General features: G+C 60.7%; 12 protein-coding genes. 8 read left to right on the top strand and 4 right to left on the bottom strand.

The features are described from left to right. Positions 1 to 42: 42 nt before the first annotated feature. From BLR71_RS05905 to BLR71_RS05895, 3 genes are all read right to left on the bottom strand, one after another. Positions 43 to 582, bottom strand: coding sequence for a response regulator transcription factor (locus tag BLR71_RS05905; RefSeq protein WP_092524453.1), 540 nt, complete (start codon positions 580 to 582; stop codon positions 43 to 45). 130 nt (positions 583 to 712) lie between these two features. After that, on the bottom strand, positions 713 to 1996 hold the full coding sequence (locus BLR71_RS05900) for an ATP-binding protein (protein ID WP_092524073.1): 1284 nt from the start codon (positions 1994 to 1996) through the stop codon (positions 713 to 715). Between the two features lie 167 nt (positions 1997 to 2163). Then, entirely contained in the window at positions 2164 to 2388 is a 225-nt protein-coding gene (locus BLR71_RS05895; protein WP_092524071.1) for a putative motility protein, read from the bottom strand. A 254-nt stretch (positions 2389 to 2642) separates the two neighbouring features. Between BLR71_RS05895 and BLR71_RS05890 the strand changes: the two genes are divergently transcribed. Both BLR71_RS05890 and BLR71_RS05885 read left to right on the top strand, forming a co-directional pair. After that, complete coding sequence (locus BLR71_RS05890) at positions 2643 to 4226, top strand: peptide chain release factor 3 (RefSeq protein WP_175491620.1); 1584 nt, start codon at positions 2643 to 2645, stop codon at positions 4224 to 4226. Positions 4227 to 4239: 13 nt separating this feature from the next. Beyond that, positions 4240 to 5058, top strand: coding sequence for a TatD family hydrolase (locus BLR71_RS05885; protein ID WP_092524067.1), 819 nt, complete (start codon positions 4240 to 4242; stop codon positions 5056 to 5058). A 105-nt stretch (positions 5059 to 5163) separates the two neighbouring features. Here the strand turns inward: BLR71_RS05885 and ygfZ are convergent, their stop codons facing one another. Then, positions 5164 to 6204, bottom strand: coding sequence for a CAF17-like 4Fe-4S cluster assembly/insertion protein YgfZ (gene ygfZ, locus BLR71_RS05880; protein ID WP_092524065.1), 1041 nt, complete (start codon positions 6202 to 6204; stop codon positions 5164 to 5166). 155 nt (positions 6205 to 6359) lie between these two features. Between ygfZ and BLR71_RS05875 the strand changes: the two genes are divergently transcribed. The 6 genes from BLR71_RS05875 (at position 6360) to cls (ending at position 13066) form a co-directional block, all read left to right on the top strand. Next, on the top strand, positions 6360 to 6551 hold the full coding sequence (locus BLR71_RS05875) for a hypothetical protein (RefSeq protein ID WP_092524063.1): 192 nt from the start codon (positions 6360 to 6362) through the stop codon (positions 6549 to 6551). A 1-nt stretch (position 6552) separates the two neighbouring features. Further along, a complete protein-coding gene (locus BLR71_RS05870) occupies positions 6553 to 6969 on the top strand; it encodes an OsmC family protein (RefSeq protein WP_092524061.1) in 417 nt (138 codons plus the stop codon). A gap of 55 nt (positions 6970 to 7024) precedes the next feature. Further along, positions 7025 to 9055, top strand: coding sequence for an excinuclease ABC subunit UvrB (gene uvrB, locus BLR71_RS05865; protein ID WP_092524059.1), 2031 nt, complete (start codon positions 7025 to 7027; stop codon positions 9053 to 9055). A 3-nt stretch (positions 9056 to 9058) separates the two neighbouring features. Next, a complete protein-coding gene (gene nei / locus BLR71_RS05860; RefSeq protein ID WP_092524057.1) occupies positions 9059 to 9880 on the top strand; it encodes an endonuclease VIII in 822 nt (273 codons plus the stop codon). A 171-nt stretch (positions 9881 to 10051) separates the two neighbouring features. Continuing rightward, positions 10052 to 11557, top strand: a complete 1506-nt coding sequence (locus tag BLR71_RS05855; protein ID WP_092524055.1) for a fumarate hydratase — start codon at positions 10052 to 10054, stop codon at positions 11555 to 11557. A 90-nt stretch (positions 11558 to 11647) separates the two neighbouring features. Beyond that, positions 11648 to 13066 carry a cardiolipin synthase gene (cls, locus tag BLR71_RS05850; RefSeq protein WP_092524053.1) on the top strand — a complete coding sequence of 473 codons (1419 nt, stop codon included), beginning with the start codon at positions 11648 to 11650 and terminating at the stop codon, positions 13064 to 13066. Positions 13067 to 13114 lie beyond the last annotated feature (48 nt).

The raw sequence follows: 13114 nt of genomic DNA, 5'->3' as shown, positions 1-13114 counted from the left end.
CAAGGCTTCGAGCCGGGTGCTCGGTAAGGCGCCGATCCAGGTCTAGCGTCTTACCGGGTGTTTCTGCAGCTTGCGCTGCAGGGTGCGACGATGCATCCCCAGCGCCCGAGCCGTCGCCGAGATGTTGCCGTCATGTTCTTGAAGTACCTTCTGGATGTGCTCCCAGGTCACGCGATTGATCGAAGGGGGATTGTCGGCGACTTCGGCATCCGGATTGCCATCCTGATGCTCCAGGGCGGCCAGAATCTCATCGGCGTCGGCTGGCTTGCACAGGTAGTTCGCGGCGCCGAGCTTGATCGCCTCCACGGCGGTGGCGATGCTCGAATAGCCGGTCAGCACCACCACCCGACAGGCCGGAGCCAGCTCCAGCAGTTCCGGTAGAAGCTTCAGTCCTGAGCTATGTTCGAGCTTCAGGTCCAGGGTGGCGATCCTTGGGGGGGACTGCCGGGCATGTGCCAGGGCCTGTTCGGCATCGTGGGCTACCATGACCTCGAAACCGCGACGGCTCATGGCCCTCTGCATGACATGGCAGAACATCTCGTCGTCGTCGATGATCAGCAGGCGTTGTGGCGTCTCTGACATGTTGTCCTCGTCTTTGCTCATACGGCGTGCAGGGGCGTGCTTATTATGGCTGTCATGATGGCATCTAGGCGGCGCGACTGTTGCTTGTGCCTTTTCCTTCTGTGCTCAGACCTAAGGGTCACCGCTCTGTTTAGGCCTGGCTCGTATCGCGCCTGGGCAGCTTGACCTCCGTCAGGGTGCCGCCTTCCTCATGATTATACAGGCTGACATTGCCACCAAAGCGGTTGATGGTGGCATGAGTGAGTACCAGGCCGATGCCCATGCCTTTGGACTTGGTCGAGATGAAGGTTTCACCCAGTTGGTCGGCAATCGACAGGCTGACCCCGGGGCCGTGATCGCGTATGTCGAAGATCACCTCGTTGGCATCCCAGTTCAGGCTGATGACGATGTTCTCGGGGTTAGCATCGGCGGCATTGTTGAGCAGGTTCATCAGCGCCTGCTCCAGGGTTGCATCGACCGCGAGCTCCGGCTTACCGCGGCGTCCGGCTATTTCCAGCTTATGGCTGACGTCCGGCCGAACCACCAGCCAGCGCTGTACCACGCTTGAAAGCCATTCCTCTGCCACGCGACTCTCGGGCTCACCCAGGCGCCGTCGATCGGCATTGGCGACCAGTTGCTGGAGCCGTGTCTTGCAGGTATCGACCTGCGCTCTCAATAGGTCGATATCCTCGACTAACTGAGGGCGGTCGCCGGCATCCTGGCGCATCTCTTTCAGCAGCACTGCCATGGTCGATAGCGGCGAGCCCAGCTCATGGGCGGTGCCGGCGGCTTGGGTGGCCACTGCCAGTACCTGCTCGTTGCGCAGGGCGGCTTCGCGGGTGCGTGACAATGTCTTTTCGCGGCGCCTGAGGGCATGCGCCATCTTGAAAATGAAGAAGGTCACCAGGCCTGCCGACAGGCCGAAGTTGATCCACATGCCCAGTACATGAAGGCTGATGTTGCTGGCGATCACGCCGTTGCTGAGCTGAGGCACTTGGTCGAAAAACAGCATCAGGAAGGTATAGCCCGCCATGGCGCCGCTGGCGATGATCCAGGCGTATATCCAGGGGAGGGTCGCGGCGGCAATGGTCACCGGTACCAGGTAGTAACTGATGAAGGGGTTGGTGGAGCCGCCGGTGAAGTAGAAAAGCAGGGTGAGGCCAGTGACATCGACCATCAGGTGCAGCAGGTATTCAGTGTCGGTGACGGCCCGCGGCCGGCCTAGCCGCCACCAGGTAGCAACGTTCATGAGCCCCATGGCCACGATCACGCTAATGATCGGCAGCACGCGTAGCTGAAAGCCCAGCACTTCAATGCCGAAGATGATGGCCCCCAGAAAACCGGTCCAGGTGATACCGCGGACGATCGTCAGTCTCACCAAGTTGCGGTTAGGGGTCGACAGGGGTAGCGGCAGGGCGGCTTGAGCTGCTTGCATGATGGCTCCGGTCCGAGGATGGCTGCATGATACCGCAAACCCTGATAGCTGCATCAGCTGGCGTGAAAGGTGGGGGCCAGTGTTGCATAAAAAATGCCGCAACCCTGCAAGGTTGCGGCATTGCTGATTAAGGGTGCCGAGCAAGGCAGCCCCATCAGCGTTGGCAATCAGGCGTAGGTGTTGACCTGCGTACCCATGGTGCCTGATTGGGCCAATTCACCCTGCGGGGCAACCGCTTGGCCAGGCGGTGTGACAGCCTCCATCAGCTGATTGATGTGCGATGCCTGAGTATCCAGGTTTTCCCTGAACATTTCGGCTTGTGCCTGCTGACTGCTGTTGAACTGCTGCAGCGCCATGGCCATGCCGACCGTGCCATTGATGGATGCATCCATAGAGTGTTCCTTCTGTTACGGATGTATTGGGGTACTTCCCTGGGCTTATCGGCTTATTTGTTCGTAACTGTAATCCTACTCTTCACTCGCTACTCTTCACTCACCTTCACTCGCTACATGGCCAGCGGCAAGCATGGTTTACAAGGGTGGTAACCGCCTGTCTGCACAGGCCAATTGGGCCGCTGCGCTGGGAGTGTTAAGATAGCGCCATCTTTTGGCCCTGTGGCCAGCCACCTCCAGCAGTGACGGATTTCATGAGCGAGCTTGAGACTCAAGTCGATCTGCGACGCACTTTCGCGATCATTTCCCACCCCGACGCGGGTAAGACCACCATCACCGAGAAAATGCTGCTGTTCGGGAACGCCATCCAGATGGCGGGCTCCGTGAAGAGCAAGCGCAATGACCGCCATGCCACCTCCGATTGGATGAAGATGGAGCAGGAACGCGGCATCTCGGTGACGACCTCGGTGATGCAGTTCCCCTACAACGGCCGTATCGTCAATCTACTCGATACGCCCGGCCACGAGGACTTCTCCGAGGATACCTATCGCACCCTGACCGCAGTGGACTCGGCGCTGATGGTCATCGACGGTGCCAAGGGCGTCGAGGATCGCACCATCAAGCTGATGGACGTCTGTCGCCTGCGCACCACGCCGATCCTCACCTTCATCAACAAGATGGACCGCGACACTCGCGACCCCATCGAGGTGATGGATGAAGTCGAGACGGTGCTCAATATCCAGTGCGCCCCCATGACCTGGCCGATTGGCATGGGGCGTCATTTCCGCGGGGTGTATCACCTCTATAACGACGTCATCCATCTCTACAAACAGGGGCAGGGCACCCGCATTCCCGAGGATGTGCGCATCGAGGGACTCGATAGTGCCGAGGTCGATGAGGTGCTGGGCGAAGCTCAGGCCGAGGAACTGCGCATGGAGGTCGAGCTGGTACGCGGCGCCTCCCATGAGTTCGATCTCGACGCCTATCGTCGCGGTGAGCTGACGCCCGTCTATTTCGGTACCGCCATGGGTAATTTCGGTGTCCGTGAGATGCTGGATGGCTTCGTCGAGTACGCGCCGGCGCCCCAGCCCCGTGAGACCGATTCTAGAGAGGTGGACGCCAAGGACGAGCGCTTCACCGGTTTCGTGTTCAAGATCCAGGCCAACATGGATCCCAAGCACCGCGACCGAGTGGCCTTCCTGCGCGTCTGTTCCGGCAAGTACGATCGCAACATGAAGATGCGCCACGTGCGTATCGGCAAGGACGTCAAAGTGCCCGACGCCCTGACCTTCATGGCCTCGGACCGCGCCCATGTGGAAGAGGCTTGGCCTGGCGATATCATCGGCCTGCATAACCACGGCACCATCCAGATCGGCGATACCTTCACCGTGGGTGAGGACATGCGGTTCACCGGTATTCCGCACTTTGCGCCGGAGCTGTTCAAGCGCGTCCGCCTCAAGGACCCGCTGAAGATGAAGGCGCTGCAGAAGGGGCTCCAGCAGCTCTCTGAGGAAGGCGCGACCCAGGTGTTCATGCCGCTGGACAATAACGACCTGATTCTTGGCGCCGTCGGTACGTTGCAGTTCGACGTGGTCGCCCACCGCCTCAAGGAAGAGTACAAGGTCGACTGCCTCTATGAGGCGGTCAACGTCCAGACGGCGCGCTGGATCTATTGCGATGATCCCAAGAAGCTCGAGGAGTTCAAGCGCAAGGCGAGCACCAACCTGGCCTATGATGGTGGTGACTGCTTGACCTACATCGCGCCGACCCGCGTTAACCTGCAGATGACCCAAGAGCGTTGGCCGGATATTCGCTTCAGCGCGACCCGCGAGCACTAAGTCGGTCACCCGCATGCTCATCGACGCCCACTGCCACCTGGATTTCTCCGCTTTCGATGTCGACCGCGAGGCGATGTTCGAACGGGCCAGGGCGGTGGGCGTCGAGCATTTTGTGGTGCCAGGCACGACGCGGGCGCGTTGGTCAGCGGTGCTGGCGCTGGGAAAACGAGATGATACGAGCGTCTGCCTGGGGCTGCATCCGTACTTTCTCGACGATCACGAGGTGAATGCGAGCCGTCTGGCCCCCCATCGCTTGGGGAGTGATCGGCTGACTGAAGGTGATGACCTCGACGCCTTGGAGGCGACGCTGGATGCACACCCCGAGGTGGTGGCAGTTGGTGAATGCGGCATCGATGCTCGCTTCGAGGCATCGCTGGATGCCCAGTGGGCGCTATTCGAGGCGCAGCTTCGTATCGCCAAGGCACGCCATTTGCCGGTGGTGGTTCACTGCGTGCGTGCCAACGACCAGGTGGCCAAGCGCCTCAAGGAAGTCGGCCTGCCGGCAGGTGGGCTGATACATGCCTTTGCCGGCAGTCGGCAGCAGGCTGAGCGGTTTCTGGCACTGGGTTTTTTGCTGGGGCTTGGCGGGGCGGCAACCCATGAGCGGGCACAGCGCCTGAGGCGCTGCGTGGCGGCTTTGCCAGACCATGGCTACGTGCTGGAAACGGACAGCCCGGACATGCCGCCGGCGGGCTTCAAGGGCGAGCGCAACGAGCCGGCGAGGCTCGCAGGCATTGCCGATGAAGTCGCCGCACTGCGTCAGCAGACGCGCAGCGAAGTGGCCGCGGCTAGCACGGCCAACGCAGCGAGGCTATTCAGGCTGTCCTTGTAAGTTTAAGTCTTGCTGAGAAAGGCCTGCTAAGACCTTCCTTCACCCTCGGTCTCTTTGGGGCATCCAGCTCTCTGAGTGATCCGTTGTCTACTAGCCGTTCCGACGTCAGCCCTTGCGGGTAGCCAGTTCTTCCGGGTCCAGGCGCTCGAGTGCATAGGGCAGTCGCTGGCGCTGGCAGCGCACGCCGTCTACCGTCAAGGGTTCGGCGACTTCCTTGGTGGTCATCACGGCCAGCAGCTCGACCTGATCGTAGGCGTCACGTTCGGCGGCGAAGACTTCCCCCTGCCGCTTGCCCTCGGCGTCCAATAGCTCGCTGCCCACGGCAGGCAGGACGCTGCCTTCTAGAGTCAGTCTCACCAGGCGTTTCTTGACCTGTCCGCGGAAGTGGGCGCGGGCCACGACTTCCTGGCCGGTATAGCAGCCCTTCTTGAAGCTGATGCCGCCAAGCGCTTCCCAGTTGATCATCTGCGGTAGATAGCTGTCCTGCTGGCTGGCGCTCAGCCAGCCGAGTCCGGCCTGGATATCCTGCAGGCACCATACTTCGTTGCCGACTGGCGTTGCCTGCTGCGTCAGTGTCTGCCAGCTTTCCTCGAGATCGGTGATCGGCAGCAGAATGATCAGGCGCGGACGCGGCCCGGGGTGGCGAACCACCAGACGCTCATCATGTTGACGCTGGTGCCAGACATGCGGTGGTTCGATGTCGAGGCGCGCCTCGAGCAGGGCTGGGGCATCGTGGCCCGTCAGGCCGACCGGTGCCAGGTCGTCGCGCACCTGCATATTTGCCTTGTAGAAAACGGCAAATTTCTCGAGATGAGCCTTCAAGGGCTCGAGCAGCGACCGTTGCATCAGCAGCCAATAACAGTCCTCAGCCACCCGAAGCACTTGGGCATTGGCCAACATGCGCCCCTTGGTGCCGCAGAAACAGGTCAGCGGCGCGAAATCACCATCGGCAAGAGACATTTGCGCGCTGGTTTGCCCCTGCAGAAAGCGTTCGGCGTCAGCGCCTGCTACCTCGAGAATGCCCAAATGCACCAGTGGTGTGACGACGGTGCCATCCAATGCTTGGCGTGCCGGTGTGGGCGTCTCAAAGGTGGCGCGGTTCTCGCCGGCAGCGGTGGCGCCGATGCGCTCACTCCAGTCGGTCATGTGAATCTCCCTGTTGGAATCGGCATTCTATGGATGCGTTTCCATGATCTGTGGGTTGGCTATGGGGGCGATCGGCGACGATTCAAGTCTGGCCGGCCGCTGGCGAGGGCATGCTAAACTCATCGTTCAATCAAGTCCCTTGCTGGAGAGTATCGATGGCGAGCATTTCACTGGCCTTCAATGGGGTCGAAAGTACCGAATTGGTCAATCGCATCACTACCGCCTTGATGATGCTCGATGGCGTCGAGAGCGCCGAGGTGGGACGCCATGGCGCCGAGGTCGAAGGACGTGTACGCCGCGAGGCGTTGGTCAAAGCCGTCGAGAAACTCGGCGTAAAGGTGCACTGACATGACCATTACCGTGATTAGCCAGGGTGAGGGAGGCCTGCGCCAGAAAGTCGAGCTGGAAGGTTTCGAAGATATCTATGTCGATGCCCCAAGCGTGGTCGGCGGCGACGAAAGCGCTCCCGATCCCCATGACTATTTCGATCTCTCGCTGGGCGCCTGCAAGGCGATCACGGCGCAGATGTACGCCTATCGCAAGGGCTGGCCACTCACCGGGGTCAAGGTGTGGGTCGTGCGCGATGAACGCGATGAGCGCCACGGGGTCTACCGGCTGGATGTCAGCCTGCGCTTCGAAGGCATCGATGATGCCACGCAGCTTGAGAGGCTGAAGGAGATTTCCGATCGCTGTCCGATTCATCGTCTGATGACCACATCCACGGTGGAGATTACCACTCGTCAGGCTGCTCCGGATCAATCTTGATTTATACCGTTATCTTCTTGTTCGGGTTAGCCGCCACTCATTGCCGGGAAGCGACATGAGCAAAGCCTTTCGTCTGCAGTCCAAATTCAAGCCCGCGGGGGACCAGCCTGCGGCGATCGACAGTTTGATAAAGGGCCTGGATTCTGGCCTGGCCCATCAGACGCTGCTGGGGGTGACCGGGTCGGGCAAGACCTTCACCATGGCCAATGTGGTCGAGCGGGTGCAGCGGCCGACCATCGTCATGGCGCCCAACAAGACCCTCGCAGCCCAGCTCTATGGCGAGTTCAAGGCTTTCTTCCCCGATAATGCCGTCGAGTACTTCGTCTCGTATTACGATTACTACCAGCCCGAAGCCTATGTACCGTCTTCGGATACCTTCATCGAGAAAGACGCTTCGGTGAACGACCACATTGAGCAGATGCGCCTGTCGGCCACCAAGGCGTTGCTCGAACGTCGTGATGCGCTGATCGTGGTCTCGGTGTCGGCCATCTATGGCCTGGGTGACCCCGACCAGTACCTGAAAATGCGCCTGCACTTCACCCGCGGCGAACTGATCGACCAGCGCAAGTTCCTGCGCCGTCTAGCGGAGCTGCAATATACCCGCAACGACATGGATTTTCGCCGCGGTACCTACCGGGTGCGCGGCGACGTCATCGACATCTTTCCCGCCGATGCCGAAGACGAGGCCGTACGGGTCGAGCTGTTCGATGACGAGATCGACGGCATCAGCCTGTTCGATCCGCTGACCGGCGAGGTGCGCGGCAAGGTCCCGCGTATGACCATTTATCCGAAGAGTCACTACGTGACGCCCCGGGACACGATTCTCGAGGCCGCCGAGCGCATCAAGGAAGAGATGACCGAGCGCCTGGATTTCCTGCGCAAGCACGACAAGTTGGTCGAGGCGCAGCGTCTCGAGCAGCGCACACTCTATGACATCGAGATGATGCACGAGCTTGGCTACTGCAACGGCATCGAGAACTACTCGCGCTATTTATCCGGCCGCGCCCCTGGCGAGCCGCCGCCCACCTTCTTCGATTACCTGCCTGCCGATGCGCTGCTGGTAATCGACGAGTCACACGTCAGCGTGCCCCAGGTCGGCGGCATGTACAAAGGCGACCGCTCGCGCAAGGAGACCCTGGTCGAGTACGGCTTCCGCCTGCCTTCGGCGCTGGATAACCGCCCGATGAAGTTCGAGGAATGGGAGCGAATCAGCCCTCAGACGATCTTCGTCTCGGCAACGCCCGGCCCCTATGAGGCGGAGCACGCGGGGCAGGTGGTCGAGCAGGTCGTGCGACCCACTGGCCTTGTTGATCCCGAAATCGAAGTTCGACCCGCTTCCACTCAGGTGGATGATCTGCTTTCGGAGATCAAGCTACGTACCAATGTCGGTGAGCGAGTGCTGGTCACCACCCTGACTAAGCGCATGGCCGAGGACCTGACCGAATACCTCGATGAGCACGACGTGCGGGTGCGCTACCTGCACTCGGATATCGATACCGTCGAGCGGGTCGAAATCATCCGTGATCTGCGACTAGGCAAGTTCGACGTGCTGGTCGGGATCAACCTGCTGCGTGAGGGCCTGGATATTCCCGAGGTGTCACTGGTGGCGATTCTCGACGCCGATAAGGAAGGCTTCCTGCGCAACGAGCGTTCCCTGATTCAGACCATTGGCCGCGCCGCGCGTAACGCCCATGGCAAGGCGATCCTCTATGGTGATCGGGTGACCGATTCGATGCGCAGGTCCATGGACGAAACCGAGCGGCGCCGAGAGAAGCAGCTGGCCTTCAACGAGGAACACGGCATTTCGCCGGTGACCATCACCAAGTCGGTGGAAGACATCATGGAAGGCGCCCAGGCGCCGGGCAGCAAGCGCAGTCGGCAGCGGGGAGAGCGCAAGGTGGCAGAGCCAGCCGGCGAGTACAGCGCCGAGCAGCTGGCAACCCTGTCTCCCGATGAAGTGCGCCGCGAGATGTCGAAGCTGGAAGATGCCATGCACGAGGCCGCTCAGAACCTGGAGTTCGAGGAGGCGGCTCGCCTTCGTGACCGACTGCACACCCTGAAAGAACGTCAGTTGGCGCTGGGGTAGGCGATGCCGGAAGGTCCTGAAATTCGCCGAGTGGCTGACCGCCTGTGCCATCAGTTGGTCGACAAACCACTGCAGTCTGCGTGGTTCGCTTTCCCGGAACTGGCGGGGCAGGGCGCTGATCTTGAAGGCCGGCGCGTGCTGGCAGTAGAGAGTTGGGGCAAGGCACTGCTGACCTATTTCGATAATGGTCGTGTGATGTATTCCCATAATCAGCTCTATGGGGTCTGGAAACTTCATCGCTCCAGCCAGGAGCCCTCTACTCGCCGGTCCCTCAGGGTGCGCTTTCAGGCCGGTGGCCATGCAGCGAGCCTCTACAGCGCATCGGATGTCTCGCTATGGAAGTCGGATCAAATAGGGCAGCATCCTTTCCTGTCGCGCCTCGGTCCGGACCTCCTGAGCCATGGTGTATCGGCGGGCGATATCGAAGAGCGTCTCGTCGCGCCCAAGTTCCGGCGCCGTGCGCTAGGAGGCTTGCTGCTTGATCAGGGGTTCTATGCGGGCATCGGCAACTACCTGCGTTCTGAAATGCTGTTCTTTGCGGGGCTAGCGCCGCAGCGTCGCCCTGTCGACCTGGACGTCAGTCAGCGCGCGAGGCTGGCGACCGTCATGCGAGACGTGATCCACCAAGCCTATCGCCAGGCCGGTGTCACGAATCGGCCTGCCTGGGTCGAGCGAGAAAAGCGCGCCGGTGCTACTCGGGAAGGGTGGCGCTTTGCCGTCTTCGGTCGTGACGGACTGGCCTGCCATGCCTGTGGCAACGAGGTCTCACGATGCATGGTGACGTCCCGTCGATTGTATTATTGCCCGAACTGCCAATCGGACTGATAACCCTACCCGCATATTTATACCGTTATCGTTTACACTTCCGATTTACCTTGCAACGGAAGTGGACTCGGTAATTCAGCGCGGAGGGGCGATGCGGTATAATGCCGGCATTTCGCCTGCCGTGACCTGACCACGACAGGCCCGATGATAACGATAGGGAGTCGATTCCATATGACCGTGATCCGCCAGGATGATCTGATCGAAAGCGTGGCCGACGCGCTGCAGTACATTTCCTACTATCATCCCAAGGATTTCATCGACGCCATGCACGGCGCCTACGAGCGGGAAGAGAACCCCGCCGCCAAGGATGCCATTGCTCAGATCCTGATCAACTCACGGATGTGTGCCTTGGGCCATCGCCCGATCTGTCAGGATACCGGCATCGTGACCGTCTTCGTCCACGTCGGTATGAACGTGCAGTGGGAAGCGGATATGAGCCTGGATGACATGATTAACGAGGGCGTGCGCCGCGCCTACAAGCTCCCCGATAACGTCCTGCGCGCCTCGGTACTGGCCGACCCGGACGGCAAGCGTCAGAACACCAAGGACAACACGCCGGCGATCATCCACCACAAGCTGGTACCCGGTGACAGCGTCGAAGTGCACGTAGCCGCGAAGGGCGGCGGCAGCGAGGCCAAGTCCAAGTTCGCCATGCTGAACCCGTCCGATTCGGTGGTCGACTGGGTCCTCGAGCAGCTACCCAAGATGGGGGCCGGCTGGTGCCCGCCGGGTATGCTCGGCATTGGCATCGGCGGTACCGCCGAGAAAGCCATGGAAATCGCCAAGGAAGCGCTGCTCGATCCGATCGATATCCAGGATTTACAAGCGCGTGGCGCCAGTAATCGCGCCGAAGAGCTTCGCCTGGAGCTCTACGACAAGGTCAATCAGAGCGGCATCGGTGCCCAGGGGCTCGGTGGCCTGACCACGGTGCTGGATATCAAGGTCAAGGATTATCCCACCCACGCCGCCAACAAGCCGGTGGCGATCATTCCCAACTGTGCGGCAACCCGCCATGTGCACTTCAGTCTCGACGGTAGCGGCCCTGCCGAACTGCCGGCGCCCAAGCTCGAGGACTGGCCGGAAATTACTCGTGAAGTCGGCGAAAACGTCAAGCGCGTCAATCTCGATACCGTCACGCCGGAAGAAGTGAAGAGCTGGCAGCCCGGGGACACTCTGCTGCTCAACGGCAAGCTGTTGACCGGCCGTGACGCTGCCCACAAGCGCATGACGGAGATGCTGGCCAAGGGCGAACCGCTGCCGGTCGACATGAAAGGGCGCTTCATTTATTACGTCGGGCCGGTCGATCCTGTACGTGACGAAGTCGTGGGCCCAGCGGGTCCAACCACTGCGACCCGCATGGACAAGTTCACCCGTACGATGCTCGAGGAAACCGGCCTGCTGGGCATGGTCGGCAAGGCCGAACGCGGCCCGGTGGCCATCGACGCCATCCGCGACAATCGGGCCAGCTACCTGATGGCCGTGGGCGGCGCCGCCTACCTGGTCGCTCAGGCCATCAAGAAGTCACGGGTGGTCGGCTTTGAGGATCTCGGCATGGAGGCGATCTACGAGTTTGAGGTCGAAGACATGCCCGTGACCGTAGCAGTGGATAGTCAGGGTGAGTCGGTTCACCAGAGCGGCCCGGCCAAGTGGAAGGAAATCATCGCCCAGCGCGCGTGAGCCCTGGCATGTCAGCGTAACCTCTGACCGGTCCCCGCTTCGTCGAGGCGGGGACCAATATTGGATGAAGACAGCCGAAAGGATGCGAGCATGACCGCCTGGCTGCTGGGAACGGCGATCTTCCTGATTCACACATCCGGCCTCTTATCGGCTGTCGTTGCGCTGATGTCCAGCCGGACTTCGCAGGGGGCGATCGCCTGGATCATTTCGCTGGTGTCGGTTCCTTACCTGGCACTGCCGGCCTTCTGGATATTCGGGCGGCCGCGTTTCTATGGCTATGTGTCAGCCCGTGGCGAGCGGGATACGGTATTACGACGTGTGCTCGAACGCTATCGTGCCCACGTCACCCCCTTTCTTTCCAGCCATAGTCAGGGGGATCTGCGCGCCGTTGAACAACTGGCACTGATGCCGATGACGCGCGGCAATCGCACCCAATTGCTGATCGATGGTGAAAAGACCTTCGAGAGTCTTTTTGCCGGCATCGATGCGGCCGAAGACTACGTGCTCATCCAGTTCTTCATCGTGCGCCATGATGCCCTTGGCGTTCGTCTCAAGCAGCACCTGCAGAAAGCCGCGGAGCGAGGGGTGCGGGTGTACTTCCTGTATGACGAGATCGGCAGCCGTAAGCTCAAGGAAGGCTTCATTCGCGACCTTTGCGAAGCGGGGGTCGAGGTGAGCGCTTTTCACTCGTCCCGCGGATGGCGCCACCGCTTCCAGCTCAACTTCCGTAACCACCGGAAAATATTGGTGGTAGACGGCAGGGAAGGCTGGCTGGGAGGTTTCAACGTTGGCGTCGAGTACCTGGGGCAGAATCCGCGACATGGCCACTGGCGAGATACCCACCTCAAGCTCATGGGGCCTAGCGTACTGGGGCTTCAGGAAGCCTTCTGGGAAGACTGGCACTGGGCCACAGGTGAGGTGTTGAGCGTTTCTTGGGATCCCCAGGATGCCTGTGAGAACGGCCAGAACGTCGTGGTGGTGCCCTCGGGGCCGGCAGACCGTCAGGAGACGGCAAGCCTTCTCGTTCAGCAGGCCATTCACAGCGCCGAACAGCGCCTGTGGGTCACGAGTCCCTATTTCGTCCCCGACCATAGCGTACTGGATGCGCTGCGTCTGGCGGCCATGCGGGGCGTCGATGTACGCATCATGATCCCTGAACGCCCCGATCATCTGCTGGTGTTCCTGTCGGCCTTCGCGTTTCTGCCAGACATGCTACGCGCGGGTATCAAGGTATATCGCTATCAGCCAGGGTTCCTGCATCAGAAGGTCATATTGATCGACGACGCTGCCGCAAGTGTCGGAACCGTCAATCTCGATAACCGCTCTTTCAGGCTCAACTTCGAGATCACCGCCTTCGTGCCGGATACGCGTTTTGCCGCAGAGGTCGAGGCGATGCTGGAGGCCGATTTCCTCAATTGCCGCCAGATCAACTACGAAGAGCTTCAGCAGCGCCCCCTTTGGCGCAAGCTGGTCTCCCGGGCGGCCTATCTATTATCCCCCATCCAATGACAAGCCTGACTCACTCCCTTGAAAAGATCATGATTGAAGAGACCATGA

Source organism: Onishia taeanensis (assembly GCF_900100755.1).
In the GTDB taxonomy this organism is placed as follows: domain Bacteria; phylum Pseudomonadota; class Gammaproteobacteria; order Pseudomonadales; family Halomonadaceae; genus Onishia; species Onishia taeanensis.
Note: the sequence above shows the minus strand (reverse complement) of the source record. Positions and strands in the feature narration are given on the sequence as shown.

Excerpts from the sequence above, each read along its gene's own strand:
- BLR71_RS05875 (WP_092524063.1), top strand. The coding sequence starts at position 6,360 with ATGGCGAGCATTTCACTGGCCTTCAATGGGGTCGAAAGTACCGAATTG.
- BLR71_RS05895 (WP_092524071.1), bottom strand. The coding sequence starts at position 2,388 with ATGGATGCATCCATCAATGGCACGGTCGGCATGGCCATGGCGCTGCAG.
- BLR71_RS05900 (WP_092524073.1), bottom strand. The coding sequence starts at position 1,996 with ATGCAAGCAGCTCAAGCCGCCCTGCCGCTACCCCTGTCGACCCCTAAC.
- ygfZ (WP_092524065.1), bottom strand. The coding sequence starts at position 6,204 with ATGACCGACTGGAGTGAGCGCATCGGCGCCACCGCTGCCGGCGAGAAC.
- uvrB (WP_092524059.1), top strand. The coding sequence starts at position 7,025 with ATGAGCAAAGCCTTTCGTCTGCAGTCCAAATTCAAGCCCGCGGGGGAC.
- BLR71_RS05905 (WP_092524453.1), bottom strand. The coding sequence starts at position 582 with ATGTCAGAGACGCCACAACGCCTGCTGATCATCGACGACGACGAGATG.
- BLR71_RS05870 (WP_092524061.1), top strand. The coding sequence starts at position 6,553 with ATGACCATTACCGTGATTAGCCAGGGTGAGGGAGGCCTGCGCCAGAAA.
- BLR71_RS05890 (WP_175491620.1), top strand. The coding sequence starts at position 2,643 with ATGAGCGAGCTTGAGACTCAAGTCGATCTGCGACGCACTTTCGCGATC.
- nei (WP_092524057.1), top strand. The coding sequence starts at position 9,059 with ATGCCGGAAGGTCCTGAAATTCGCCGAGTGGCTGACCGCCTGTGCCAT.
- cls (WP_092524053.1), top strand. The coding sequence starts at position 11,648 with ATGACCGCCTGGCTGCTGGGAACGGCGATCTTCCTGATTCACACATCC.
- BLR71_RS05885 (WP_092524067.1), top strand. The coding sequence starts at position 4,240 with ATGCTCATCGACGCCCACTGCCACCTGGATTTCTCCGCTTTCGATGTC.
- BLR71_RS05855 (WP_092524055.1), top strand. The coding sequence starts at position 10,052 with ATGACCGTGATCCGCCAGGATGATCTGATCGAAAGCGTGGCCGACGCG.